This is a genomic window from Streptomyces sp. RKAG290 (assembly GCF_023701695.1).
Taxonomy (GTDB): Bacteria; Actinomycetota; Actinomycetes; order Streptomycetales; family Streptomycetaceae; genus Streptomyces.
On record NZ_JAJOZC010000001.1, the window covers coordinates 1,292,887 to 1,319,413 of the forward strand.

At 70.7% G+C, this 26,527-nt stretch carries 20 protein-coding genes and 1 pseudogene; 6 read left to right on the forward strand and 15 right to left on the reverse strand.

Annotated features, from left to right (window positions below):
* Positions 1 to 21: 21 nt before the first annotated feature.
* Together LNW71_RS05565 and LNW71_RS05570 are read right to left on the reverse strand one after the other, a co-directional pair.
* Complete coding sequence (locus LNW71_RS05565; RefSeq protein WP_250967219.1) at positions 22 to 1,122, reverse strand: GTP-binding protein; 1,101 nt, start codon at positions 1,120 to 1,122, stop codon at positions 22 to 24.
* A gap of 21 nt (positions 1,123 to 1,143) precedes the next feature.
* The gene (locus LNW71_RS05570) at positions 1,144 to 2,304 is read right to left on the reverse strand and encodes a citrate synthase/methylcitrate synthase (protein WP_250967220.1); all 1,161 of its coding nucleotides are present in this window, start codon (positions 2,302 to 2,304) and stop codon (positions 1,144 to 1,146) included.
* Between the two features lie 124 nt (positions 2,305 to 2,428).
* Here LNW71_RS05570 and LNW71_RS05575 point away from each other — a divergent pair, with 124 nt between their 5' ends.
* Positions 2,429 to 3,760, forward strand: a complete 1,332-nt coding sequence (locus LNW71_RS05575) for a citrate synthase (RefSeq protein WP_250967221.1) — start codon at positions 2,429 to 2,431, stop codon at positions 3,758 to 3,760.
* A 29-nt stretch (positions 3,761 to 3,789) separates the two neighbouring features.
* Here the strand turns inward: LNW71_RS05575 and LNW71_RS05580 are convergent, their stop codons facing one another.
* Entirely contained in the window at positions 3,790 to 4,809 is a 1,020-nt protein-coding gene (locus LNW71_RS05580; protein ID WP_250967222.1) for a LacI family DNA-binding transcriptional regulator, read from the reverse strand.
* 97 nt (positions 4,810 to 4,906) lie between these two features.
* On the opposite strand from LNW71_RS05580, the gene LNW71_RS05585 reads away from it, so the two are divergent.
* On the forward strand, positions 4,907 to 6,553 hold the full coding sequence (locus tag LNW71_RS05585) for a sensor histidine kinase (protein WP_250967223.1): 1,647 nt from the start codon (positions 4,907 to 4,909) through the stop codon (positions 6,551 to 6,553).
* Complete coding sequence (locus LNW71_RS05590; protein ID WP_250967224.1) at positions 6,550 to 7,239, forward strand: response regulator; 690 nt, start codon at positions 6,550 to 6,552, stop codon at positions 7,237 to 7,239. The genes LNW71_RS05585 and LNW71_RS05590 overlap by 4 nt, the downstream gene beginning before the upstream one ends.
* A 199-nt stretch (positions 7,240 to 7,438) precedes the next feature.
* Here LNW71_RS05590 and LNW71_RS05595 read toward each other — a convergent pair.
* From LNW71_RS05595 to LNW71_RS05620, 6 genes and pseudogenes are all read right to left on the reverse strand, one after another.
* A pseudogene (locus LNW71_RS05595) lies at positions 7,439 to 9,030 on the reverse strand (cation acetate symporter).
* A complete protein-coding gene (locus LNW71_RS05600; protein WP_250971905.1) occupies positions 9,027 to 9,470 on the reverse strand; it encodes a DUF485 domain-containing protein in 444 nt (147 codons plus the stop codon). Before LNW71_RS05600 ends, LNW71_RS05595 begins: the two are co-directional and overlap by 4 nt.
* Before the next feature lie 131 nt (positions 9,471 to 9,601).
* Positions 9,602 to 10,279 (reverse strand): response regulator transcription factor, encoded by a 678-nt coding sequence (locus LNW71_RS05605; protein WP_250967225.1) that lies wholly within the window; start codon positions 10,277 to 10,279, stop codon positions 9,602 to 9,604.
* Positions 10,276 to 11,439 (reverse strand): histidine kinase, encoded by a 1,164-nt coding sequence (locus LNW71_RS05610; protein ID WP_250967226.1) that lies wholly within the window; start codon positions 11,437 to 11,439, stop codon positions 10,276 to 10,278. Before LNW71_RS05610 ends, LNW71_RS05605 begins: the two co-directional genes overlap by 4 nt.
* Positions 11,436 to 11,954 carry a DUF1453 domain-containing protein gene (locus LNW71_RS05615; RefSeq protein WP_250967227.1) on the reverse strand — a complete coding sequence of 173 codons (519 nt, stop codon included), beginning with the start codon at positions 11,952 to 11,954 and terminating at the stop codon, positions 11,436 to 11,438. Before LNW71_RS05615 ends, LNW71_RS05610 begins: the two co-directional genes overlap by 4 nt.
* A gap of 143 nt (positions 11,955 to 12,097) precedes the next feature.
* Complete coding sequence (locus LNW71_RS05620; RefSeq protein WP_250967228.1) at positions 12,098 to 14,218, reverse strand: DNA topoisomerase IV subunit B; 2,121 nt, start codon at positions 14,216 to 14,218, stop codon at positions 12,098 to 12,100.
* A 438-nt stretch (positions 14,219 to 14,656) separates the two neighbouring features.
* On the opposite strand from LNW71_RS05620, the gene LNW71_RS05625 reads away from it, so the two are divergent.
* Positions 14,657 to 14,890: a hypothetical protein gene (locus LNW71_RS05625; RefSeq protein ID WP_024489001.1), complete on the forward strand. Its 234-nt coding sequence runs from the start codon at positions 14,657 to 14,659 to the stop codon at positions 14,888 to 14,890.
* Positions 14,891 to 14,995: 105 nt separating this feature from the next.
* On the opposite strand, the gene LNW71_RS05630 is transcribed toward LNW71_RS05625, so the two are convergent.
* The 6 genes from LNW71_RS05630 to LNW71_RS05655 all read right to left on the reverse strand — a co-directional run bounded on the left by LNW71_RS05630 (position 14,996) and on the right by LNW71_RS05655 (position 23,344).
* A complete protein-coding gene (locus LNW71_RS05630; protein ID WP_250967229.1) occupies positions 14,996 to 15,826 on the reverse strand; it encodes a serine protease in 831 nt (276 codons plus the stop codon).
* A gap of 133 nt (positions 15,827 to 15,959) precedes the next feature.
* Positions 15,960 to 17,507 (reverse strand): RNA polymerase sigma factor, encoded by a 1,548-nt coding sequence (locus tag LNW71_RS05635; protein ID WP_250967230.1) that lies wholly within the window; start codon positions 17,505 to 17,507, stop codon positions 15,960 to 15,962.
* A 323-nt stretch (positions 17,508 to 17,830) separates the two neighbouring features.
* On the reverse strand, positions 17,831 to 18,718 hold the full coding sequence (locus LNW71_RS05640) for a FadR/GntR family transcriptional regulator (protein ID WP_250971906.1): 888 nt from the start codon (positions 18,716 to 18,718) through the stop codon (positions 17,831 to 17,833).
* A 160-nt stretch (positions 18,719 to 18,878) separates the two neighbouring features.
* On the reverse strand, positions 18,879 to 20,702 hold the full coding sequence (locus tag LNW71_RS05645) for an ATP-binding cassette domain-containing protein (RefSeq protein ID WP_250967231.1): 1,824 nt from the start codon (positions 20,700 to 20,702) through the stop codon (positions 18,879 to 18,881).
* Positions 20,703 to 20,889: 187 nt separating this feature from the next.
* Complete coding sequence (locus LNW71_RS05650) at positions 20,890 to 21,654, reverse strand: NUDIX domain-containing protein (RefSeq protein WP_250967232.1); 765 nt, start codon at positions 21,652 to 21,654, stop codon at positions 20,890 to 20,892.
* A gap of 388 nt (positions 21,655 to 22,042) precedes the next feature.
* Positions 22,043 to 23,344 (reverse strand): DUF4192 domain-containing protein, encoded by a 1,302-nt coding sequence (locus LNW71_RS05655; RefSeq protein WP_250967233.1) that lies wholly within the window; start codon positions 23,342 to 23,344, stop codon positions 22,043 to 22,045.
* A 111-nt stretch (positions 23,345 to 23,455) separates the two neighbouring features.
* Between LNW71_RS05655 and LNW71_RS05660 the strand changes: the two genes are divergently transcribed.
* The gene (locus LNW71_RS05660) at positions 23,456 to 25,627 is read left to right on the forward strand and encodes a RecQ family ATP-dependent DNA helicase (RefSeq protein ID WP_250967234.1); all 2,172 of its coding nucleotides are present in this window, start codon (positions 23,456 to 23,458) and stop codon (positions 25,625 to 25,627) included.
* 218 nt (positions 25,628 to 25,845) lie between these two features.
* Complete coding sequence (locus tag LNW71_RS05665) at positions 25,846 to 26,475, forward strand: hypothetical protein (RefSeq protein WP_250967235.1); 630 nt, start codon at positions 25,846 to 25,848, stop codon at positions 26,473 to 26,475.
* Positions 26,476 to 26,527: the final 52 nt, after the last annotated feature.

A 26,527-nucleotide genomic window follows, 5' to 3' on the forward strand; every position in this document is an offset into this window, starting at 1 on the left:
GGCCGGCCCGGCTCGCGGCGGCTACGCGGCGTCGTCGCCGGGCTGCTGCACGTACCGCAGGACGCCCCACATGGATCGCTCGTGTGCGGCGTCCTGCGCTGTGTCGCCCGGCAGCGGCTCGCTGCAGCACTCCTCCAACCGCTTGTGCAGCGCGGTCGCGTCGATACCCGAGCCGATCAGCACGAGACGGGTCAGCCGTGGTTCGCCACGCGTCCAGGGCTGCGGGGCGAACCGCAGGAACCTGCCGACGGCGTGCACCGGATAGGTGTTGGCCGGGTCGGCCGCGCCGAAGTCGACATGGCCCTTGATCCGGTAGAGGCCCTCGGGGCGGGAGTCGAGGAACTCCATCAGCCTGCGGGGGTCCATGGGCACGTCGGAGGTGAAGTCGACGCTCTCGTACGCCGTGTGCAGATGGTCCCCGTGCCGCTCCCCGGAGGCCGCCGCCCGCTCCTCCAGATACAGGTCCTCGAAGGTGAGCTGGCGCGCCTTCTCCTCGCCGTCGGGCCGCAGGGCCGGATCGAAGAGCAGCTCGGGGTCGATGCGTCCGTACGTGGCGGGGACGACGGCCGCCCCGCTGCCGGTCGCCGCGACGGCTTCCCTGATGCGCAGCCGCTCCTGCTCACCGGCCCGGTCCGTCTTGTTCAGCACGACGAGGTCGGCGACGGCCAGATGACGGTCGATCTCCGGGTGGCGTGCGCGGGTGGCGGCGAACTCGGCGGCATCGACCACCTCGACCAGTCCGCCGTACACGATGTGCGGGTTGTCGCTGGCCAGCAGCATCCGCACGAGTTCCTGGGGCTCGGCGAGCCCGCTCGCCTCGATGACGATCACATCGAGGCGGGCGGCGGGCCTGGTCAGGGTCTCCAGGTAGGTGTCGAGCTCGCTCGCGTCGACCGCACAGCACAGACAGCCGCCGCCGAGCGAGACCGTCGAGCCGACCTGTCCCGCGACGGTCATCGCGTCGATCTCGATGGATCCGAAATCGTTGACGATCACGCCGATCCGGTTTCCCGCGCGATGCCGCAGCAGGTGGTTGAGCAGTGTCGTCTTGCCGGATCCCAGGAATCCTGCGAGGACGATGACCGGGATCTGCCGGCTGCGGGGCGGGGACGACGCGTTCAACGGGGGCCTTTCCGGGGGACCTCAGGCTGCCGGGACCGGCTGCGGGGGCGGCGGACCGATGTAGCGGGCCGCCGGGCGGATGATCTTGGAGTCCTCCGCCTGCTCCAGGATATTGGCGCTCCAGCCGACCACCCGCGCTGCGCAGAACGTCGGCGTGAACATCTCACGCGGCAGCCCGCACAGCTCCATGACCACTCCGGCGTAGAACTCCACGTTGGTGTGCAGTTCCCGCCCGGGCTTCAGCTCCGCGAGAATCGCCTCGACCTGCCGTTCCACCTCCACGGCGAAGTCGACGAGCGGGCCCCCGAAGCTCTGCGCGATGCCACGCAGCATCCGTGAGCGCGGGTCCTCGGTGCGGTAGACCGGGTGCCCGAAGCCCATGATCCGGTCGCCTGCGAGCACCCGCTCGCGGATCCAGCCGTCGATGCGGTCGGGGGTCCCGATGGCGTCCAGGGTGTCGAGGGCCCGGCTCGGCGCACCGCCGTGCAGGGGTCCGGAGAGCGCGCCGACAGCGGCCACCAGGCATGCGGCGATGTCCGCGCCGGTGGAGGCGACGACCCGGCCGGTGAAGGTGGAGGCGTTGAAGCCGTGGTCGACGGTGGAGATCAGGTACTGCTCGACGGCCCTGACCCGGGCTGCGTCCGGCACCGAACCGGTGAGCATGTACAGGTAGTTGGCCGCGTACGGCAGGTCGTCGCGGGGCTCCACCGGTTCGAGGCCCTGACCGAGCCGGTACAGGGCGGTGAGCACGGTGGGTACCGCGGCGCAGGCGGTCAGGGCGTCAGCGCGGCGCCGCTCCGCAGGGATGTCGTACACCGGCCGGAAGCCCGCCGACGCGCCGAGCAGGGAGAGCGCCGTGCGCAGCCCCGCGAGGGGACCGGAGACGGCGCCCGCGCGAGCTATGGCGGGCAGGGCGTCACGCACCTCGGCGGGCAGCCGGCGCAGTGCGGCGGTGCGGGCGGCGAAGTCGGCACGGGCGGCCGCGCCGGGCAGCTCGCCCTCGGTCATCAGGTACCAGACGTCCTCGAAGCTGCGGGTCCCGGCCAGTTCGATCGCCGAGTACTGGCGGTAGTGGTAGAAGCCTTCGCGGCCTCGGACATCGCCGAGGGCGGTGTCGGTGACGACGACGCCCGCGAGGCCTCGGGGGACGTCGAGCGGGGTTCCGCCGGTCATGGTCGTCATTGCTTCCTCCACGGACATTCCGGTGACCTCTGGGTTCCGGTGACTCTTGACATTGATTCGACTGTCCATGCTTGACTAGAGATCTGTCAATATTGATTGAATCAATATGGATACGGTGGGCAGCATGACGGATCAAGCAGGCGACGAGGGTGGCGGTTCGAAGTCCGCGCCGCAGCGGCTCACCACCCGGGAGACGGCCGAGCGCCTGGGAGTGAAACCCGAGACGGTGTATGCGTACGTGAGCCGTGGGCAGCTGAGCAGCAACCGCGCGCCCGGCGGACGCGGCAGCACGTTCGACGCGACGGAGGTCGATGCCCTGGCGCGGCGCACGGGACGCAGGGAGCCCTGCTCCCCCGCCGGTGAGCCGGCCGTCCGGACCGGCATCACCCTCATCGAGAGCGACCGCTACTACTTCCGGGGCGTGGATGCCGCGGAGCTGGCCCTGCGGTACGCGTACGAGGAGGTCGCCGAGTGGCTCTGGACGGGTGAGCTGCGGCCTGGCATGCGTTTCGCGGCGCCAGCCGAGGCGCTGGCCGCGGCCCGCCGGACGGTCGGCGCGCTGCCGGCGCACGCCGGTTCGACGGACCGGCTGCGGGTGGCTGTGGTCGCCGCGGCCGCGGCGGATCCGCTGCGTTTCGACCTGTCGCGCGAGGCGGTGCTGGGCGGCGCCCGGAGCCTGATCCCGACCCTGGTCGCGGCCCTGCCGACGGCGGGCGGGGACGGGGGTGCGGAGGCGTCCGCCGGGGCTCTCGCCCCGGATGCCGCGGACGGGGCGTCCGGCGTCGGGCTGGCACGTCAGCTGTGGCCGAAGCTCACCGCTCAGCCGGCCGACGAGGCGTCACTCGGCGTGCTGGACACCGCACTGGGGCTGCTGATCGACCATGACCTGGCCGCGTCCACCCTGGCGGCCCGGGTCGCGGCATCCGCCCGCGCCCATCCGTACGCGGTGGTCTCGGCGGGGCTCGGAGTCCTGGAGGGGCCACTGCACGGGGCGGCCAGCGGACTGGCGCACCGGATGCTGGCGGAGGTGCTGGAAAGGGGCGGAGCGGCCCCGGTGGTCGCGGACCACCTCCGCGCCGGGCGCCAGGTACCGGGGCTGGGCCATCGGCTGTACACCGGCGAGGACCCGCGGGCCGCAGGGCTGTTCGCCCTGCTCGCGGAGATCCCCGGGGCGGCGCCGGCGCTGGCCGCGGCCCGTGACGTGGTGAGCACGACCGCGCGGCACGCCCCGCTGCACGCCAACGTCGATCTGGCGCTCGCCGTGCTCTCGGTCTCCTCGGGCATGGATGCGGAGGCGGGCGAGACCGTGTTCGCGGTCTCACGCACCGCGGGCTGGATCGCGCATGCCCTGGAGGAGTACGGGGAACGCCCGCTGCGGATGCGTCCCCTCGGCCGGTACACCGGGCCGCGGCCGCCTCAGCCGCTGCCCGGCGCGACGGATTCACCGCCGCAATAGACGGTTCGTGAGGCGCAAATAACCGACCCTCAGCGGGAAGCGCTGCGCGGCGGCTGGGCCGTGGAGCCGCGCACCACGAGCTCGGGCTCGAAGAGCAGCTCGTCGGACGGCACGGTACGGCCTCCGATCTGCACGGAGAGCAGCTCGACCGCGGCGCGGCCCATGGCCTCGATCGGCTGGCGGACGGTGGTCAGCGGCGGCTCGGTGCAGTTCATGAACGCCGAGTCGTCGTACCCGACGACGGAGACGTCGGCAGGCACCGAGAGGCCGCGGCGGCGGGCCGCGCGGACCGCCCCGAGCGCGAGCGGGTCGCTGGCGCAGATGAAGCCGGTGACGCCCTGGTCCAGCAGCCGCATCGCGGCGGCCTGCCCGCCCTCGAGCGAGAACATCGCCCTGGCGACCCACTCGTCCGGGATGGTCGTACCCGACTCCTCGGCGAGCACCCTGGCCGCGGCCAGCTTGCGCTGCGAAGGCATGTGGTCCGAGGGGCCGAGCACCAGACCGATCCGCTCGTGGCCCAGCGAGACCAGGTGGCGCCACGCCTGCTCGACGGCCACGGAGTCGTCGCAGGAGACGCAGGGGAAGCCGAGATGGGCTATGGCGGCGTTGATCAGGACGACGGGGATCTTACGGTCGGCCAGCACCTTGTAGTGATCGTGCGGGGCGTCGGCCTGGGCGTAGAGGCCGCCGGCGAAGACCACGCCCGAGACCTGCTGCTGCAGGAGCAGCTCGACGTAGTCCGCCTCGGAGACGCCGCCCTTGGTCTGGGTGCACAGGACGGGCGTCAGGCCCTGCTGGGCGAGCGCACCGCCGACCACCTCGGCGAAGGCGGGGAAGATCGGGTTCTGCAGCTCGGGCAGGACCAGCCCGACCAGCCGGGCCCGCTCGCCGCGCAGCTGGGTCGGCCGTTCGTATCCGAGTACGTCCAGTGCGGACAGGACGGCCTGCCGCGTGGCGTCGGAGACTCCTGGCTTGCCGTTGAGCACCCGGCTGACCGTGGCCTCGCTGACTCCCACCTTCTGTGCCACCTGAGCAAGTCGTCGCGTCATGTGCGCAAGATTAGCGCAAGAAGCGCAAGCGGATTGCGTGGAGCTGGAAACGAGACGAATTTCGGAAAGCACCGGAATGCCCTCTACCGTCTCTACGATGAGCGCCCCACCGCCCACCGCCAGGAAGCCGCGTCGGCTCGGCTGGCCCCAGCGGGTCTTCTCGCAGGTACTGCTGATGCAGCTGGCCATCGCCACCGGCGTCACCGTACTAGCCACCGGCCTCTTTCTGGCACCCCTCAGCGCACAACTCGACGACCAGGCGATGCGCCGGGCGCTCGCGATCGCGCAGAGCACGGCCGCCCAGCCGCAGGTCGCCGAATCGCTCCTCAGCACCGACCCGGCCCCCCTCGGGCCGGTCCAGTCGGCTGCGGAGCGCATCAGGCGTGCCACGGGCGCCGAGTACGTCGTCGTGATGGACCGGCACGGGGTGCGGTGGTCGCACCCGGACCGCAGCCGGATCGGCAAGGTCGTCTCCACCGACCCCGGAGCGGCGCTGGCGGGCGGGAACGTCATGGAGATCGACAGCGGCACGCTCGGACGCTCGGCCCGGGGCAAGGTGCCGCTGCGCGACGCCTCGGGGCGGATCGCGGGCGCCGTCTCGGTCGGAATCGCGTACGACAGTGTCCGCGCCCGGCTCCTCGCGGCCGTTCCCGGGCTGTTCGCCTACGCGGGAGGAGCACTGGCCGTGGGGGCGCTGGCCGCGTATCTGATCTCCCGGCGCCTGCAGCGGCAGACCCATGACCTGGGATTCTCCGACATCACCGCACTGCTGACGGAGCGCGAGGCGATGTTGCACAGCATCCGGGAGGGCGTCGTCGCGCTCGACCGGACCGGCCGCATCCGCCTGCTGAACGACGAGGCGCAGCGGCTCCTCGGGCTCGGACCCGAGGTGTCGGGCAGAGAGCTGACCGATGTGCTCGGCGCGGGACGGACCGCCGATGTGCTGACCGGGGAGGTGGCGGGCGAGGACCTGCTGGCGGTGCGCGGCAACCGGGTGCTGCTGGCCAACCGGATGCCTACGGCCGACGGAGGCGCCGTCGTCACCCTCCGCGACCGCACGGAGCTCGAACATCTCGGCCGCGAGCTCGACTCCACCCGAGGACTGATCGACGCCCTGCGCGCCCAGGACCACGAGCACGCCAACCGGCTGCACACCCTCCTCGGCCTGCTGGAGCTGGAGCTGCACGAGGACGCGCGGGAGTTCGTCACCGAGGTCGTCGGCGTCCACCGCGCCACCGCCGAACAGGTCACCGAGAAGGTACGTGACCCGCTGCTGGCCGCATTGCTGGTCGGCAAGGCGACAGTGGCCGCGGAGCGCGGCGTCGCACTGCGCATGGCTCCCGGCACGCTGCTGCCCGACCGGCTGGTGGACCCGCGCGGACTCGTCACGATCGTGGGCAACCTGGTCGACAACGCGCTGGACGCGGCGGCCGGATCGGAGGACGCCCTGATCGAGGTGGAGCTGCTCGCGGAGGCCCGTACGGTGGTGCTGCGGGTCCGGGACAGCGGTCCCGGTGTCCCTCCCGGACAGCGTGAACCGATCTTCACCGAGGGCTGGTCGACCAAGGAACTGCCTGCGCACGGCAAGCGGGGCCTGGGGCTCGCGCTGGTGCGGCGGCTTGCCGAGCGGCAGGGCGGCAGCGCGGTGGTGGGCGCGGCGGACGAGGGCGGCGCCGAGTTCACCGTGGTACTGCCGGAGGCCATGACCGAAGCGGAATCCGACAAGGCGGGAGTGGCTCAGTGATCGAGGTACTGATCGTCGACGACGACGTCCGCGTGGCGCGGATCAACGCCGCCTACGTGTCGAAGGTGGCCGGATTCCGGGTGGCCGCCCAGGCACACAGCGCCGCCGACGCCCTGGCCGCGGTCGAGGAACGCCCCGTGGACCTGATCCTGCTGGACCACTACATGCCGGACCGCACCGGTCTGGCCGTGGTGCGCGAGCTGCGCGCGCTCGGCCACCGTACCGACGTGATCATGGTGACGGCCGCGCGTGACGTCGCCACGGTCCAGGAGGCCATGCGCCAGGGCGCCCTGCAGTACCTGGTGAAGCCGTTCACCTACGCGGGGCTGCGCACCAAGCTGGAGGCCTACGCCGCCTTGCGGCACACCCTGGAGAGCGGCGGCGAGGCCGAGCAGGGTGAGGTTGACCGGCTCTTCGGCGCCCTGTGGACAGCGGGCGAGCCCGACCTGCCCAAGGGCCATTCGACGACCACGGCGGAACTGGTCCGAAAGGCGCTGCGCAGCGCCGACGGCCCGCTCTCCGCGCAGGAGGTCGCGGAGAGCGCCGGAATGAGCCGGCAGACCGCCCAGCGCTACCTGAAGCTGCTGGAACGGTCCGGGCGGGTGCGTCTGACCTTGCGGTACGGCGAGACGGGACGCCCCGAACACCGCTACGCCTGGGGCGCCGCCGACGGCCCCCGCAGCTGAGCGACGGGCCTGACCAGCTCGCCACGGGCGGCGCCGGCCTGAACCTGGGCATGAGCTGTGTCCAGCGGTCGGTGGGACGGCCGGCACCGGTCGGTGGGCGGGAATCCCGCGCCACGCGCGAGCGGAGGCCAGGACCGGCCAGTGAGCGGGTGAGCCGGAACCCACCGGGGCGGCTCCGGCCAGCCCGCCCCAGGGCCCCTCACACGGCGCCGGCTCCGGTCAGCGCACGTACCTCGGTCTCCGCGTGCTTCGCGGCGTCCGGCGGTTCGGCCGAGGTGACCGTGCCGATCCAGCCGGCCAGGAATCCCAGCGGGATGGAGACCAGGCCGGGTTCTCCAGGGGGAAGAGCTGGAAGTCGACGCCGGGGAAGAGCGAGGTGGCGCTGCCGGAGACCACCGGCGAGAAGACGACGAGCAGCACGGCCGGGATCAGGCCTCCGTAGACGGACCAGACCGCCCCGCGCGTGGTGAAGTTCCGCCAGAACAGCGAGAAGAGCAGCACCGGCAGGTTCGCCGACGCGGCGACTGCGAAGGCCAGACCCACCAGGAACGCCACATTCAGATCCTGGGCGAGCAGACCCAGCCCGATGGCGGCCACCCCGATCCCCGCAGCGGCGACCCGGGCCACGGCGACCTCGCTGTGCTGCTTGGAACCCGGACGCCGGAGCGAGGCGTAGAGGTCGTGGGCCACGGACGCGGACGAAGCGAGGGTGATCCCGGCAACGACGGCGAGGATGGTCGCGAAGGCCACGGCGGCGACCACGGCGAACAGAATCGTTCCCCCGGTGGATCCCTCGCCGCCGCCCAGCTCCAGCGCCAGCAGCGGAACGGCGGTGTTCCCGGCGGGATTCGACTCCCGGACGTCCGCCGAGCCGACCAGTGCCGCGGCCCCGAATCCGAGCACGATCGTCATCAGGTAGAAGCTGCCGATCAGCCCGATGGACCAGACGACCGACCGGCGTGCCGCCCGGGCGGTCGGCACGGTGTAGAAGCGCGACAGGATGTGCGGCAGCCCGGCCGTGCCGAGCACCAGGGCCAGCCCCAGACTGATGAAGTCGACGCGAGCCGTCCAGCTCCCGCCGTAGCGGAGACCGGGCGAGAGGAACTTCTTGCCGTACCCGCTGCGGTCCGCGGCGGAGTTGAGCAGCTCGTTGACGTTGCCGTGGAAGTGGACGAGGACGAGCACGGTGAGGACGATCGTGCCCGCCATCAGCAGGACGGCCTTGACGATCTGGATCCAGGTCGTCGCGCGCATGCCACCGAGCGACACATAGATCACCATGAGCGCCCCGACGCCCACGACGGTCCAGGACCGGGCGGCGCCGCTCGTCCCGCCCAGGAGCAGGGCCACCAGGCTGCCCGCACCGACCATCTGCGCCACCAGGTAGAGCACGGACACGGTGACGGAGGACGTGCCCGCCGCGATCCGGACCGGACGCTCCGCCATGCGTGCCGCCACCACGTCGGCGAGGGTGAACCGGCCGCAGTTGCGGACGAGTTCGGCGACGAGCAGCAGAACGACCAGCCAGGCGACCAGGAAGCCGACCGAGTAGAGCATGCCGTCGTACCCGAAGAGCGCGATCAGGCCCGAGATGCCGAGGAAGGACGCGGCCGACATGTAGTCGCCCGCGATGGCGAAGCCGTTCTCCATGGGGGAGAACAGCCGGCCGCCGGCGTAGAACTCCTCTGCCGAACCGTGCCGGTTGCGGCTCACCCAGGTGGTGATGCCGAGTGTCACGGCGATGAAGGCGCTGAACAGCAGGAGCGCCAGGGTCTGGTGATTGCCGCTCAACGCCCGATCCCCCGCGTCATCTCCTGTGTCTCCCAGCGCAGGTCGAGAGCTGCCCGGTCTCTGCGCAGCCGTGCGTGGCGCGCGTACGCCCCGGTGAGCAGGAACGTCGTGAGGAACTGACCGAGTCCCGCGACCATCGCGACGTTGACCGCCCCGGCCACCGGCCTCGCCATCAGGCCGGGCGCGGTGACCGCCGTGACGACATAGGCGAGGTACCAGACGAAGAAGGCGAGGATGGCGGGGACGATGAAGCGCCGGTACCGGCGGCGCACTTCCTGGAAGGCCTCGCTGCGCTGCACCTCCAGATAGATGTCCGCCGCGCTGTGGCCGCGCTGTGGAGCGACGGAATCGGGAGTCACGGCAGGCGCAAAGCTTCCCGTGCCGTCCAGTTCCCCCCACCCGGAGGCCAGCGCGTCGTACCACGGGTCTTCGAGTCGCATCGCTGCGGCCTCGCGCCCTGCTTCCTTCTCCACCGAACAACTCCCCTTGTCCACGGACCGTTTCGGCCGCGTACCCAAGAATGGGCAGATCGGGAAGATCCCGGGCACTTCAATCAGGAGACTTCACCTCTTCAGGTGAAGGATGTTCGGGGTGGCTGTGCGAGCCCTCGAACGTACGCATAGCGGACCGCCTGGGCCCGGTCGCGGAGCCCAGCCTTGGCGAACAGGTTGTTGATGTGGCTCTTCACCGTGGCCTGCGAGATGTGCAGGCTGCGCGCGATCTCCGCGTTGGACATCCCCTCGGCGATCAGGACGAGCACCTCCACCTCGCGGGGAGTCATCCCGTCGGGCTGGTCCGGCTCACCGGTCCTGTCGGCCGGCAACGGGGCCGTGTTGACCTGTTCCAGCAGTCGGCGCTGCACGGTGGGCGAGAGCCCGGCCTCACCCGAGAGCACGGCCTCGATGGCCCGCACGATCTCCTCGCCCCCGGCGTCCTTGGTGAGATAGCCGCGAGCCCCCGCCCGGAGCGCGGGGAAGAGCGAATCGTCCTCCGCGAAGGTCGTCAGCACCACGACCTGGGTGCCTGGGAAATCCCTGCGGATACGGCGCGTTGCCTCCACACCGTCGCAGCGCGGCATCCGCAGATCCATCAGGACCACGTCCGGGGAGAGTTCGGCCACGAGAGCCACGGCCTCCTCGCCGTCCTTGGCCGATCCGATCACTTCGATGCCGGGCAACAGGCCCAGCAGCATGACGATTCCCTCACGCACCACCGACTGGTCGTCGGCCACCACCACCCGCGCGCTCACGCGGGCACCCGCAGACTCACCACGAACCCCTCCTCGCCAGGGCCGGCCTCCAGCGTGCCGCCCAGCAGTTCGGCGCGCTCCCTCATCCCCAGCAGACCGTATCCGGAGCCACTGACAGCGAGCTCGCCCTCAGGACTCCCCCCACCCGAATCGCTTACCTCCAGGGCGATCCCGTCCGGCAGGTACTCCAGCCGGATCAGGACCCGGGCCCCCGGCGCGTGCTTGCGCACATTGGTCAGCGCCTCCTGCGCGACCCGGCGGACGGTCTGCGACGCCTCCGCGGTCAGCGTCCGCTGTTCACCCTCCACCCGGACCTCGGCCGGCTCGGCCGCCACCAGCTGCCGCAGGAAGTCCTCCACCGGCGACACTTCGCCGCGCAGGGCGGAGAGCGCCTGGCGGGTCTCCGCAAGGCCCTCACGGGCCATGGAGCGGGCCGCCACCACCCGGTGCAGGACCTGGTCCCGGAACTCCCCCACAGGCTCTCTCTCGATCAGCAGCCTCGCCGCCTCCAGATGCACCAACTGCGCGGAAAGGCTGTGGGCGAGCACGTCGTGGATCTCGCGGGCGATCCTGGACCGCTCGTCCAGAGCAGCCGTTTCGGCCTCCGCCACCCGGGCCGCCCGCTCCTGCGTCAGCAGCCGCTGCGCACTGCCGCGGGCCTCCGCGTCCAGGCGGAGCACGTAACCCGCGAGACAGAGCCCCGCGGTGGTGACGGCCGTGGTCAGCCAGTCATCGGTGTTCACGACGGCGTAGGCGCTGAGTGCCACCGCCGTGGCCGGGACCCCCGCCGAGAGCGGCAGTCGCTCCAGCGCGGTGACTGCGCAGCCGCACCAGAGCACCGCCGCGGGCACGCCGGCCCCGGCCTGCTGCGCCGCGAAGGCAGCCAGCATCAGGACCGCGAGCAGCCCGAGGGACGGCCACAGACGGTTCTCCAGGCTGGCCCGGAAGAAGGCCACCGCGAGCACCGCACAGCCGAGTACCCCGATCAGGCCCGCCATGATCTCCCAGGGCCCGAACCGCCCGCCCGTGAAGGTCCCCCAGAGCATGAGGGTGAGCAGCCCGGCCCGTACGGACCATGCGATGAGGGTCCGCGAGCGGTTGCGGGTGTCCCGCGAGAGGGCCTCCCGCGAGGGCCAGCTCGTCCAGGAAGCGGGTGTCACACACGGTCCTTCCATGCCGGCGCCGACGGCGTGCGGTCAGCAGAGCCACCGTACGACGGCGGTATCTCCGCGGCACGACGGGCCAGCACCCCGCTGCGCACCAGGAGCGTCACGGCCAGAGCCATCATCAGGGCGGGGCTGCCCTGATGTACGCCCAGCGCCGCGGCCACCCCGTAGAGAGCCGCCCGCAGCGCCAGTCCCCCGGTCCAGACGTAGACGGTGGCCTTGGTCCCCTTGCTCCAGACGGAGCCGTCCTCCGCGCGCCAGAGCCGGGCCGTCCACCCCCAGGCGGCCCCCGTGACCAGCCCTACGACCAGTTCGGCGCCCAGGACGACGACGGAGAGTGTCTCGTGATGGTGGTCCACGAGTCCGGGCTCGCGCAGTGACATGACGAGCAGGACGCCCGGCAGCACCCACCAGCGCCGGTCGCCGGAGATCCGGCTCGCCGAGATCTGGCGGACCACCACAAGAGCGATGACCCCGAGGATCACCAGGACATTGACCGGCCCGGACATGGACGCCTCCGATTCGCGGGAAGTTCTACGACTCCGACGCTACGGAAAAGTCCAGGTCAGGGGATCGGCTCAGGGGTTGAACATGGGTGGAGCCGTCGTCTCCACCCAGGGGTGGAGACGACGGCTCCGGACGGGCCGCGGACTCAGACGTCGATGCGCGAGCGGTCCAGGGTGGCTGCCGAGCTGGTGATGAATTCCTTGCGGGGCGCCACCTCGTTGCCCATCAGCAGATCGAAGACCTGCTCGGACGACTCCAGATCGCCGATGTTGATCCGGCGCAGGGTGCGGAAGCGCGGGTCCATCGTCGTCTCCGCCAGCTGGTCGGCGTCCATCTCGCCGAGGCCCTTGTAGCGCTGGATCGAGTCCTTGTACCGGACGTTCTTGCGCTGGAGTTCCAGCAGCCGCTGGCGCAGCTCGTTGTCCGAGTACGTGTAGATGTACTTGTCCTGGCCCTTCTTCGGCTGGACGAGCTCGATCCGGTGCAGCGGGGGCACGGCCGCGAAGACCCGCCCCGCCTCGACCATGGGCCGCATGTACCGCTGGAAGAGCGTCAGCAGCAGGATGCGGATGTGCGCGCCGTCGACGTCGGCGTCCACCAGCAGAACGATCTTGCCGTAGCGGGCTGCGTCGATGTCGAAGGTCCGACCGGACCCCGCCCCTATGACCTGGATGATGGCGCCGCACTCGGCGTTCTTCAGCATGTCGGAGACAGAGGCCTTCTGAACGTTGAGGATCTTGCCGCGGATCGGCAGCAGCGCCTGGAACTCGCTGTTCCGGGCCAGCTTGGCGGTGCCGAGCGCGGAGTCGCCCTCCACGATGAACAGCTCGCTGCGCTCCACGTCGTCGCTGCGGCAGTCGGCGAGCTTCGCCGGCAGCGAGGAGGACTCCAGAGCCGTCTTGCGGCGCTGCGCGTCCTTGTGCTGGCGGGCCGCGATCCGGGTACGGGCGGCTGCCACCGCCTTCTCCAGGACCGCTCTGGCCTGGGCCTTCCCGTCCCGCTTCGTGGAGGTCAGGACCGCCTTGAGTTCCTTGGCCACGACGCCGGCGACGATCCGGTTGGCCGCCGAGGTGCCGAGCACCTCCTTGGTCTGTCCCTCGAACTGCGGCTCCGCCAGCCGTACGGTGACGACCGCGGTGAGGCCCTCCAGCGCATCGTCCTTGACGATGTCGTCCTCGGCCACGCGCAGCAGCTTCGCCGAGCGGAGCACCTCGTTGACCGTCTTGGTCACGGAGCGTTCGAAGCCGGACACATGCGTGCCGCCCTTGGGGGTGGCGATGATGTTGACGAACGACTTCAGGTTGGTGTCGTACCCGGTGCCCCAGCGCATGGCGATGTCGACGACCAGCTCGCGGGTGACCTCGGTCGCGGTCATGTGCCCGCGGTCGTCCAGGACGGGCACGGTCTCCTTGAAGGTGCCCTGCCCGGTCAGCCGCATGACGTCGCAGACAGCCTTGTCCTGGGCGAGGTACTCGCAGAACTCGCTGATCCCGCCGTCGAAGCGGAAGGTCTCCTCGGTCTTGCCCTCGCCGTCCAGGCCGCGCTCGTCGCGCACGACGATCGTGAGGCCGGGGACGAGGAAGGCCGTCTGGCGGGCCCGCTGGTGGAGCGTCTCCAGATTGAGCTTGGCGTCCTTGAGGAAGATCTGCCGGTCTGCCCAGTACCGCGTCCTCGTACCGGTACGCGCCTTCGGGACCCGTTTGCCCTTGAGCAGCCCGTTGGCCGGGTCGAAGGGGCTGTCCGGCCCCTGCTCGGTGAACATGCCCGGGACCCCGCGCCGGAAGCTGATCGAGTGGGTCGCGCTGTTGCGGTCGACCTCCACGTCGAGCCGGGCGGAGAGGGCGTTGACGACGGAGGCACCCACACCGTGCAGACCGCCGGAGGCGGAGTACGAGCCACCGCCGAACTTGCCGCCGGCGTGCAGCTTGGTCATCACGACCTCGATGCCGGACAGGCCGGTCTTGGGTTCCACGTCGACGGGGATGCCGCGGCCGTTGTCCCGGACCTCGACGGAGGCGTCGTCGTGGAGGATGACCTCGATGTGATCGCAGTAGCCGCCGAGAGCTTCATCGACGGAATTGTCGATGATCTCCCAGAGGCAGTGCATGAGGCCGCGGCTGTCGGTGGACCCGATGTACATCCCGGGGCGCTTGCGAACCGCTTCGAGCCCCTCGAGTACGAGCAGGTGCCGCGCGGTGTAGTTGGAACCGTCTCGGTCTGCTCCGGTCAGCAGCGCAGTGGACGGCACGGACGTATCGGCGGTCACGCGGTTCGCTCCTCGCTGAATTTCATTTGGGGCCCAGTGGGTAACGGGCTCGGCTTCGGTCGCCGCTGAGAGGGTACCGAGGCCTGGTAGAGCGGATGTAACGCCACCCTCGGAGAACCCTCACACTAGTCCAGCCTCGCATACACGTTCGATCCCTCGTTGGAGTGACGTGCACATCACGTTCCCTTCCAGGCATGAACCATTTAGGCTCCGGGCACGTCCTCATGAACAAGTCGGCAAGCCCGCCGACCGGACTGACCGAACAAGACAAGCAACGCGAAACCGTAGCGCCCCGCAATACGGCACATTCGCCGCGAACCGGCAACAGACAGCCATCTCGAGAAGAAGTTTCGAAGAAAAGCCACGAGCGGGAACGTTTTCGGCCTGGTTGGATGTTGACCCTGGTACGACAGCTCGTCGAGCTAGAGAAGAGGCGACGTGACTACTGTTCTGACCCCCGCGAGCCCGCTGACCGCAGCAGACCGCTGTGACCGTTGCGGCGCCCAGGCCTACCTGCGCGTCGTCCTGATCAGTGGCGGTGAACTGCTCTTCTGCGCCCACCACGGTCGCAAGTTCGAGCCGGAACTCAAGAAGATCGCCGCGGAAATACAGGATGAGACGGACCGACTGACGGCCGTGCAGGCCCAAGCCGCCGAAGAGGAACAACACTGACACCTCACATCCACGACGAGCCAGGGGCCGGTCCTGGACCGACCGACGGGCGGCTCCCTCCGTAAAGAGGGAGCCGCCCGTTCTCGTACCTGCGCCCGTCAGTGGTCAGGCGGCGTCCGCCATCCACCCGATGGCGGCTGAGATCCGCGTATAGACCCCGGGGCTCCCCGCGCGGCCGCAACCGCTGCCCCAGGACACCAGCCCGACAAGGCGCCCAGCGGCCACCAGCGGCCCTCCGCTGTCTCCCTGGCATGCGTCGTACCCGCCCTGCGGTTCGCCCGCGCAGAGCATCGCAGAGGCTTCGTACGTGCCGTTCCTGCCGCCCGGGTAGGCCTGCTCGCACGAGCTGTCCGACAGGACGGTCACGTTCGCGGACCGGAGTGACGTTGCGTAGTCGCCGTTGCCCGTCGTGTCCCCCCACCCGTAGACGACCGCGGCAGTGCCTGACCGGTACCCGGCGTCACCGGCCTCGGCCAGCGGAATCACGCTCTGCTCAGGCAGCGCTTCGGCCAGGGTGAGCACGGCGACATCGCCGCTGTTGGTGGTGGCGTCGAACCCGGGGTTGACCCACGTCGAGCTGACCGCGCTCTCCTTGCCGCCGGAACCGCTCAGCTCGTCCCGGCCGGAGATGACCTTCAGATCGCTCACCTGGTCGACATCGACACCGAGCGCCTCCTGGCTGAGGCAGTGCGCGGCCGTCAGCACCTTTTTCGGTCCCACCACCACCGCCCCGCAGAACTGACCGGCGCGGCTACCTCCGAAACGGTCACGGCTGGAGAGCGCCACCACCCACGGGCTGTCCTTGACGTGAGCGGGCTGACCGCCGATCACGATGCTGTCCGCGACTGCCGGAGCGGGGGATGCGAGCGGTATCACGGCCGCGGCGGCGGTGAGGGCGAGTGCCCCCGTCATGGCGCGGACGACGGTACGGGACATACGTACTCCTGACTCTGTGATGGGCTTTGCCTACCCAGAGTCATTCGGCCGACGCCGATCCGCACCCGCACATACGCCGAGGACCCGGCATCCCCCATGGGATCCGGGCCCTCGGTCCGTGCTGTCCTGTGATCTAGTCGAGGTAGTCGCGCAGCACCTGCGAACGCGACGGGTGACGCAGCTTCGACATGGTCTTGGACTCGATCTGACGGATGCGCTCACGCGTCACGCCGTAGACCTTGCCGATCTCGTCCAGCGTCTTCGGCTGTCCGTCGGTGAGGCCGAAGCGCATGGAGACCACACCGGCCTCACGCTCGGAGAGGGTGTCGAGCACCGAGTGCAGCTGCTCCTGGAGGAGCGTGAAGCTGACCGCGTCGGCCGGCACGACCGCCTCGGAGTCCTCGATCAGGTCACCGAACTCGCTGTCCCCGTCCTCACCCAGCGGGGTGTGGAGGGAAATCGGCTCGCGACCGTACTTCTGGACCTCGATGACCTTCTCGGGGGTCATGTCGAGTTCCTTGGCCAGCTCCTCCGGGGTGGGCTCGCGGCCCAGGTCCTGGAGCATCTGACGCTGCACTCGCGCGAGCTTGTTGATGACCTCGACCATGTGCACCGGGATACGGATGGTGCGGGCCTGGTCGGCCATGGCGCGGGTGATCGCCTGACGGATCCACCAGGTGGCGTACGTGGAGAACTTGTAGCCCTTGGTGTAGTCGAACTTCTCGACCGCGCGGATCAGACCGAGGTTGCCCTCCTGGATCAGGTCCAGGAAGAGCATGCCGCGGCCGGTGTACCGCTTGGCCAGCGAGACCACGAGACGGAGGTTGGCCTCCAGCAGGTGGTTCTTGGCGCGACGGCCGTCCTCGGCGATGATCTCCAGCTCGCGCTTGAGCTTCGGAGCGAGCTTGTCGGCGTTCGCCAGCTTGTCCTCGGCGAAGAGACCCGCCTCGATGCGCTTGGCGAGCTCGACCTCCTGCTCGGCGTTGAGGAGCGGGACCTTACCGATCTGCTTCAGGTAGTCCTTGACCGGGTCGGCCGTGGCGCCGGCGACGGCGACCTGCTGCGCAGGTGCGTCGTCCTCGTCGTCGTCGGAGAGGACGAAGCCCTTGTTCTCGCCCTCGCCCTCCTCTTCGTCACCCTTGCCGGCCTTGACTTCCTCGACTGCGTCGTCGCCGTCGAGGGCTTCGTCGTCCTGCTTGCCGGCCTTCTTCGCCGCAGTCTTCTTCGCCGCCGTCTTCTTCACGGCGGTCTTCTTGGCAGCCGTCTTCTTGGCTGCCGCCTTCTTCGCAGGGGCGGTCGCGGCGGCGTCATCGGCCACCCCGTCCGCGGTCTCGGCCGACGGGGCGGCGGTGGCCGCGACGGTCCGCGTCACGGTCGTCTTGGCCGCGACAGTCTTGGTGGCGGTGCGCTTGACCGGGCTCTTCGCTGCGACGCTCTTGCGGGCGCGCTTGGACGGCTCCGCGGCACTGACCATCAGCGTCACACCCTCTTCCTCGAGGATCTGGTTGAGGCTGCGCAGAACGTTCTTCCACTGGGTTGGCGGAATCTGGTCAGCCTCGAAGGCCCGACGCACGTCATCGCCGGCGATCTGCCCATCAGCCTTTCCCCGCTCGATGAGCGCCATCACAGATTCGGACTCGGCGATCTCCGGCGGGAGCGTACGGGATGTGCTGGCCGACACGAACAACCTCTCGGAACGATGGAAACGGCTTCCGGCCCGGCCCCGGAGAGGGCTGGACCGACGACCGTCGGGCTGGGAATGTACCGACGGCGCGGGCTACACCTCAGAACTCCACAGCGCACTGAATGGCTGCTGTATTCCTTCCGCGGCGGTCACCTCTTAAGTCATCGCGCTGTTTCGAGGAGTGTTACGCCCAATCCGCGTGGCCCGAGTCACACCTCATATGCGACGAACGCGACCAGGGGCAACATCCCCCCACAATTGTGCCGCCGGACCGTGGGGGTCCGGCGACACATGGCTCATACACCCTGACCGTGCTGCGCTCAGTGCTCGCGCGGCGCCGGCACCACTCGCTCCACCTCGGGGTGGACCACGAGCAGTTGACGCATGGCCGCTTCGGCACCCGCGGAGTCGCCGGACGCGAGGGCGTCGACGATGCGCGCGTGGTGGCCGAGCGATGCCTCATTGGGGCGGTCACAACCGGTAACCGGCCCGCCGGAGACCTGCAGGGCGGCGGAAACGATGCCGGAGAGGTGCTCCAGCATGCGGTTGCCGGCGGCCTGGATCAACAGGGCGTGGAACTCCACGTCGGCCCGGGCACACGTGATCACGTCACCCTGTCCGAGCGCGTGCCCCATGATCTCGACCATGTCGGTAAGGCGCTGCTGAAGATCCTCACGGCCATGGCCTGCGGCCAGCCGGGCGGCGAGCGGCTCGATCGTCCACCGGAGCTCACCCAGCTCGCGGCGCTGATCGTCACGCTGCGGACCGAAGGCACGCCATTCGATGATGTCGGGATCGAGCAGGTTCCAGTCGCTGACGGGCCGGACCCTGGTGCCCACATTGGGCCTGGCACTGACCAGCCCCTTCGCCTCCAGCACACGCAGCGACTCCCGCACAACCGTGCGGGAGACCTCGAATCGCTGGCCGATCTCCTCCGGCACCAGGGGCCGGTCCGCACCCAGGTCCCCGGAAACGATCATCTGTCCCAGCTGCTGAACAAGTTGGCCGTGCAGGCCGCGGCCACGGCTGGCCGATCCCCGCCGGCCCACCCGGCCGAGCTCGTTGTCGGGACCGCTCCAGGAACGACTGGCGGCACGCTCGCCGGCCGGCGCCTCCGCGTAGCTGTAGCGGTCGAGTTCGCCCGGGCCGGCGAGGCCGGAGTCGGCGGAGCGGGCGGCGGTCATCATGGTGTGCGCAAGGGTACTCACGCATCCTTTGTCGGCGCGGCTCAGCCGCCCCTTGAGGTCTTTGGTGAAAAGCACACGAAAGGGTGATCGGCACCCGCCTCTCAATTGACGCCTTATCGGTATAAATAGGGCATTTCCAACGGAGTTATGAGACTCAAGGGGGTCCGACACCCTTGAGCGATCACCAACGCACCCTGCCGCGAAGGCTGGTGAACAGATACGCACAGATGAGGACCGACAACGACAAGGTCAGTGCGGTCCCCACGGGATGCGCCACGACCCGCATCGCGGCCAGCACCCACCGGTCCGTCTCATGCGGCCACTGCAGCCACGCCAGATCCCGCAGCCGGCCCGGAAGACCGGTCATCGAACGGGCGGTCGGCGCCTTCGGCATCCTCTGGACGAGCGGAACCATCAGCACCGGCACGGCGAGTACCGCGGCGACACCCGCCGCGGTCACCCGGAAGACCCCGGCGGCCAGCAGCCCGGCCCAGGCACAGCCGACGGTCAGGCCCGACCAACTCACGGCCAGCGAAAACACGTTCGGCGGAATCCGGGTCAAGTCAGCGCCGTAGAAAAGGCGGAGTGACGCCGCGGAGGCCAGTACGACAAGCAGTGCGAGCAGCAGCGCCACGCCCGCGGACACGGCCAGTTTGGCCACCAGGAGACCGAGGCGGCGGGGGACGGTGCCGCGGCCCGCCGCGAGCGCCGGGTAGCGGAATTCGTCACCGAAGGAAAGCGCGCCGAGCAGCCCGGCGCCGAGTGCCGCGGGCGGCAGCGGGAGCAGGGAGGGCCAGGCGGCGAGCACGTTCGGCAGCGGCGTACGCCCGTTGCGGGCGAGCAGGACCGAGATCCCGGCCGAGGCGACCAGGGCGATGACCATGATCAAGGTCGTGGTCCTGGTCCCGAAGAGACGGCGCAGTTCGTAACGCACCGGCCGCAGCGGGCCGCGGGCCGGACGCCGCCTGATCGGCGGCGGAAGGTCCGGCCCGGTCGGACCGGTGGCCGGACGCCGTGCGGGCCCACTCCCGTCACCGGCGGCCTCGGACGTGACGCCTCCGGGAGTCTCGTCTCCGGGAACGCCGGGTTCAGAAATGCCGTGGCCGGGGACGCCATGGCCGGCGAACGGGCCTGCGTCGCCGATCTCGTCGGCGAGCTGATGGACGGGAAGTCCGTGACGGAACGCCGCGTCGCCGATCTCCGCACAACTGCTGCCGTACACGGAGAGACGGCTCCTGCTCGCCTCGGTGACGACCTCCACGGAGCGCCGGGCCGCTCGCGCCTCACGGCTGACGACAGCGGCGAGGCGGGCGGCGTGCGGGGAACGCACCGCGACACGGGGGCGCAGTCGGGTCCGGGAGAAGTCGGCGACGCCCTGGTCCGCGACCACTCGTCCCCTGTCGATGGTCACCACATGGCCCGCCGACCGTGCGGCCTCCTTGGGATCGCCGGTGGTGAACAGGACGGTGCCGCCCCGGGCGGCGTGCGACTCCAGCACCCCGTGCAGCCAGCCGGCCTCCCGGGTGGTGAGGCCTTCCGCGGGTTCGTCGAGGATGAGTGTGTGCGGATCACCGAGCATCGCGGACGCGAGGGCCAGCCTGCGGTCCATACCGAGGGAGAGCGTGCCGATGCGCTGGTCCCCGAGCCCGGCGAGGCCGACGGTTTCGAGCAGTTCGTCGGCCCGGGACGCCGGTACCCCTGCCGCGGCGCAGAGCATGCGCAGCTGCCCGCGGGCGGTACGGACCGGATGGCCCGGCACGTCACCGAGCAGGACCCCCACCTCGCGCGCGGGCTGCGCCACGCGGTGCAGCGGTCTGCCTCGGAAGTAGGTGATCCCCCGGCCCGGCTCGAGTTCGAGCATCAGCCGCAGGGCTTCGGTCTTGCCGGAGCCCGGTGCGCCCAGAAGAGCGGTGACGCAGCCGGAACCGGCTTCGAACGTGAGGTCGTCCACGGCGGGCGGAAGACCGCGGTGGCGGGCGCTGGTGAGTCCGATGGCCTGGAGCATCGCTTCTCTCGCAGGAGGTGAGACCGCTCGACAGCAGCGGGTACCGCAGCAAGATAACCCGACATATCCGACTTTTTGCGGAGCGTCGAATCTACGGCGCTCCGGCCGGCCCCGCACCTGGTCCCGCAATGGCCCCTGCAACCGGTATCGATGCCCGCCCGGGCATCGCGCTATCGCTGAAGCAGGATCAGACCTCGGGCCGCAGCATCGGCGGATTGAGCACGGTGGCCGAGCCCGACCGGAAGAGCTGCGCGGGACGGCCGCCCTGCCTGGTGGTCGTGCCGCCGGCGGGTACCAGGAAGCCGGGGGTGCCCGTCACCTTGCGGTGGAAGTTCCTCGGGTCGAGCACTACGCCCCAGACCGCCTCGTACACCCTGCGCAGCTCCCCGACCGTGAACGCGGGCGGGCAGAACGCGGTGGCCAGCGAGGAGTATTCGATCTTGGAGCGCGCCCGTTCCACTCCGTCGGCGAGGATCTGCGCGTGATCGAAGGCCAACGGCGCCCGGTGTTCACCGTCCCGGCCGTAGCCGCCCTCCGGACCGAGCAGGTCACCGACGGGCGCCCAGCGCGCGCTGTTCGCGTCCCCGCCCGCCCGAGGTGCAGGCAGGTCAGGAGCCAGCGCCAGGTGGGCGACGCTGACGACGCGCATCCGGGGATCACGCCCCGGGTCCCCGTAGGTGGCGAGCTGCTCCAGGTGGGCGCCGTTCCCGGCGGCCGGGGCCGAAGGGTCGTGCGCGGAGAGCCCCGTCTCCTCGACGAGCTCACGCGCCGCGGCGGCGCCGAGGTCCTCGTCGGCCTTGACGAAGCCGCCGGGCAGTGCCCACCTGCCCTGGAAGGGCGACTCGCCCCGGCGCACCACCAGGGCGCAGAGCGCGTGACGGCGCACCGTGAGCACGACCAGGTCGACGGTGACAGCGAAGGGCGGGAAGGTCGACGGGTCGTAGGGCGGCATGTCGTGATCATAGTCGTCTGCCTGACGATAAACACTCCCTTCGTCGCGCTCTTCGTCCGTCACCGCACCGGCCGGGACTCGCCTCCGCCGCGCCACGACCCGCCCTCGAGTGCGCGGTCACCGACACCCCTCCTGCACCGCCACCCCGCGTCCGCTGACCGCCGCCCCGTCCGGTCGCGTCCCCGCCCGCCCCGCACAACGGCCAGGCTGCCGGCGACCGCCCGAGGCGGCCCGGCCCCGGCCACCTGCCCGACCACCGCGGTTCGCAGCCGTGCGCCCGGCCTGTACGTACTGCCATCACGTGCCTGGAGGCCGTCGCGGTCGCAGTCGCAGTCGCGGTCGCAGTCGCAGTCGCAGTCGCAGTCGAGGACCCCGTACCGCACAGACCTCACCGACCGGTCCTGGACCCGCGGCGCCCCTGGGCCCGCGACTGTCCGGCCCTTCGTCGACCGGTTGCCGTTCCGGGCCTGACCGAGCCCTGCGGCGTCCTGCGCCGCCCGACTGCCTGCGCCCGTGCGGAACGGGCCCCCGCGACCCGTTCCGCACGGTGACCGCGCCGTACCGTCCGCGTGCCGCGCTCACCGCGCAGGCAGCGTCGCAGCGTCTCCGGATCGAGGCCCTGATTGCATGCCTCGTGCAGGAGCTGGGCGAAGGTGTACGCGGGGTCCAGTCGCAGGGCGAGGCCCAGCGCGACCCGCGCAGCCGGTTCGTCGCCGGTGGACCACGCGACCCAGCCGGCCAGCGTGAGCGGGGCCGCCGCGTGTTCCTCGTAGGGCGGGACACAGCGGCGGGCCAGCGCCCGCCACAGCCGCAGTGCGGACTGCGCCTCGGGTCCTTCCATCCATTCCGCGGCCCGGTCCCGGGTCTCCCGGTCCTGGAGACCGAGAATCACCGCGGCCGCCTCCTCGTCGCTGATCAGCCGGTCGTCGTTGAGGTCGGCCAGCGAGGGCACGGCCGCCGGCGCCTGCCCGAGGCGCTTCATGAGCCGCCGGGCGAGCTTCAGGGTCGAGCCGCCGACCTCCCTGCGGCTCTCCTCCTCCAGGAGCTTCGGCACCAGCGCGGCACCTGCCGAGTCGAGGGCCTGCTGCTGTTCCTTACCCGTCGTGGTCGTCAGGGGCGCCAGCCTCGCCTCCATCTCACGCAGCGATCCCCGTACCTGGATGCCGGCGTAGGTCGCTGCCGCCGCCATCACCGAGGTGCCGGGCATGGCCAGCGGATTACCTTCGGCCGGGCAGCAGCGGGCATCGGGGCAGCAGTAGGACCAGTAGCGGTTGTCGGAGATGCAGAGCGCTTCGAGCACCGGTACGTCCAGGTCACCGCAGGCGGTCCGCAGGCGCTGGGCGAAGGGCCGCAGGCGCTCCATGGTCCCGTTGCCGGTCTCGCCGTCGGCCGGGTCCTGGCAGAGGAAGATGACGATCGCGTCCGGCCGGCCGCCGCGCCGTTCGCTCCCCTTGATCAGGCACTCGGCGAGCTGCTCGGCGACCGACGGCCATTCCTGCGCGGACTGTGGAATGCCGAGCCTGAGCCGCCCGCCGAAGCGGCCACGGCCGCCGTGCAGGGCCACCATGACCACGCTGTCGTTCGGATGGAATCCCATGAGGTACGGGAGGGCGTCAGCCAGCTCGGCCGGGCCTCGCAGGGTGATCTGCTGCTCGTCGGACGGTCCGGTGGATTCGTGGTGCTTGTTCATGGCATGACCGTCTCGTGCCCGGCGAGAATCCGCGACCCCCTGTGGATAACTTATCCACAGGCGCCGCGCGGCCGTTCGTGGTTTGTCGTACCCATCGGGTTGCATGGGGTCATGACCAACGCAGACCGCGCAGAGCTCAGGGCTTCGGCCGATTCCGTACTGGCCCGACTCGTCGGGGACGCCTCCGGCACCGCCCGGCTGCGTGAGGACCAGTGGCGGGCCATCGAGGCGCTGGTCGCCGACAAGCGCAGGGCACTGGTCGTCCAGCGGACCGGCTGGGGCAAGTCCGCCGTGTATTTCGTCGCCACCTCGCTGCTGCGCGCGCAGGGCAGTGGGCCGACCGTGATCGTCTCGCCGCTGCTGGCACTGATGCGCAACCAGGTCGCGGCCGCGGCCCGGGCCGGGATCAGCGCCCGCACGATCAATTCGTCCAACACCGAGGAGTGGGACACCGTCCAGGCCGAGGTGGCCGCCGGAGAGGTGGATGTGCTGCTGGTCAGCCCCGAGCGCCTCAACAATCCCGACTTCCGGGACCAGGTCCTGCCCAGGCTCGCCGCCGCGACCGGGCTGCTCGTGGTCGACGAGGCGCACTGCATCTCCGACTGGGGCCATGACTTCCGGCCCGACTACCGGCGCCTTCGGACCATGCTTGCCGATCTGCCCTCAGGCGTGCCGGTGCTCGCGACCACCGCCACGGCGAACGCCCGCGTGACCGCGGACGTCGCGGAGCAACTGGGCACCGGCGCGGGTACGGACGCGCTGGTGCTGCGCGGCCCGCTGGACCGGGAGAGCCTGAGCCTCAGCGTGCTGCAACTGCCCAACGCCGCGCACCGGCTGGCATGGCTCGGTGATCACCTCAAGGATCTGCCCGGCTCGGGAATCATCTACACCCTGACGGTCGCGGCGGCCGAGGAAATCACCGCCTATCTCCGTCAGTGCGGACACACCGTCGCGTCGTACACCGGCCGCACCGAGAACGCCGACCGGCAACAGGCGGAGGACGATCTGCTGGCCAACCGGGTCAAGGCCCTGGTGGCGACCTCCGCGCTCGGCATGGGATTCGACAAACCCGACCTCGGCTTCGTCGTGCACCTGGGGTCGCCCTCCTCCCCCATCGCCTACTACCAGCAGGTGGGACGCGCGGGTCGCGGTGTCGAGCACGCGGAGGTGCTGCTGCTGCCGGGCAAGGAGGACGAGGCTATCTGGCAGTACTTCGCCTCGGTCGCCTTCCCCCCGGAGGAGCAGGTCCGCCGCACCATCGACGCGCTCGCACAGGCGGGGCGCCCGCTCTCGCTGCCTGCCCTGGAACCGCTGGTCGACCTGCGGCGCACTCGCCTGGAGACCATGCTCAAGGTCCTCGACGTCGACGGGGCGGTCCGGCGGGTGAAGGGCGGCTGGATCGCCACGGGAGAGCCGTGGGTCTACGATTCCGAGCGCTACGCCTGGGTCGCCCGCCAACGGGCCGCCGAGCAGCAGGCGATGCGCGACTACGCCACCACGAGCGGCTGCCGGATGGAGTTCCTGCGCCGCCAGCTGGACGACGAGGAAGCGACCCCTTGCGGGCGCTGCGACAACTGCGCCGGCGCCCGGTTCGACGAAGCGGTCTCCACGGCCGCGCTGGACACCGCTCGGGGCGAGCTCGGCAGGCCCGGCGTCGAGGTGGAACCCCGCAAGATGTGGCCGACCGGACTTGCCGCGGTGGGCGTCGACCTCAAGGGCCGTATCCCCGCGGGGGAACTGTCCGGCACCGGACGCGCGCTGGGAAGGCTGTCCGACATCGGCTGGGGCAACAGGCTGCGCCCCATGCTGGCCGCACAGGCCCCGGACGGACCGGTACCCGACGATGTGACCGACGCGGTGGTGACGGTCCTGGCCGACTGGGCCAAGGGGCCCGGCGGCTGGGCGCCGGGGGCCGTGGATGCCGTGCCCAGGCCGGTCGGTGTCGTCACCGTCGCCTCGCACAGCAGGCCCCAGCTCGTCCACTCCCTCGGCAGCCGTATCGCCGAGGTCGGGCGGATGCCCCTCCTGGGCAGCGTCGGGCATGCTCCGGGTGCCGACGGGGTCCGGATCTCGCAGACCAACAGCGCCCAGCGGGTCCGGGCGCTGCACGAGATGCTCGTCGTGGGGCCCGAGTTGACGGAGGCCCTGGCTCAGGCGCACGGCCCGGTACTGCTCGTGGATGATCTCTCGGACACCGGCTGGACCCTCGCCGTGGCGGCCAGGCTGCTGCGACGGGCCGGAGCGGAGGGAGTGTTTCCGCTGGTCCTCGCTGTTCAGGCGTGACGGATGGCGTCATCCGGGGTCCGACTGGGCAGGGATATCCGTGTCATTCCGGCTGATTACCGTCAGCTGCGCCAATTGCTCGTTGCCGCCCGCCGATACGCCAGGAAGAATTGAACTCGCTCCCCGCACGGTCCCTTTCGCGGCCCGGAAGGGCTGTGCCGCGGTGCGCCCTCACCCGACCCTGCCCGCATCGTGGGCGCGTATGCGAAGGGAGGACCGTGACCTTCGGATTCGCACCGTCCGCAGCCACATCGATGTCGCCAGCCACCGACTCCGCCAACCGCCTTGCCCGGATGCTCGAACCGGCCGAGTGGGCCGCGGCGGGCATACCGCTGCTGCGCAGTCCGCGCGAGGTCGTCAGCGGCCTGCACACCAGGCACCGGCCGACTCCGGCGACCGCCGTCGTCGCCGTGCTCGATCACGAGGAACGCCTGACGGCCAGCGCCTCCTTCGCCCGTCGCTCGGTGACGGCGGACGGCTGGGAATTCCGTAACTCACTGCTGGCGCACCTGCGCCGGGTCATCCCGCACGATCTCCGCCGCCGCACACCCGTCCGCACCGCGGTACTTCTCTACTGCCGTGAGGGCGACGAGCGCTGGACGGAGGAGGACGGGGCGTGGATGTGGGGGCTCCGGGACGCCTGCACCCTGCACGGCCTGCGGTGCGGCGCGTACATCACGCTGACCCGAGGCGGCTGGCAGGTGCTGGGTGAGGGCCGCGGCGGCCGCCGGCCCAACTCCACGTCGCAGCCGGCCGCCCTCGCCGACACCGCGCTCGACCATGATCCGGCCCCGCTGCGTTCCGGCGGCGGTGCGGCGCAGGCTCTGCACCGCAGCGCGGCGCGCTGAAACCGGACGGACACGGCCACCCTCGCGGGCAGGCCCGGCCGCCCTTGCGGGC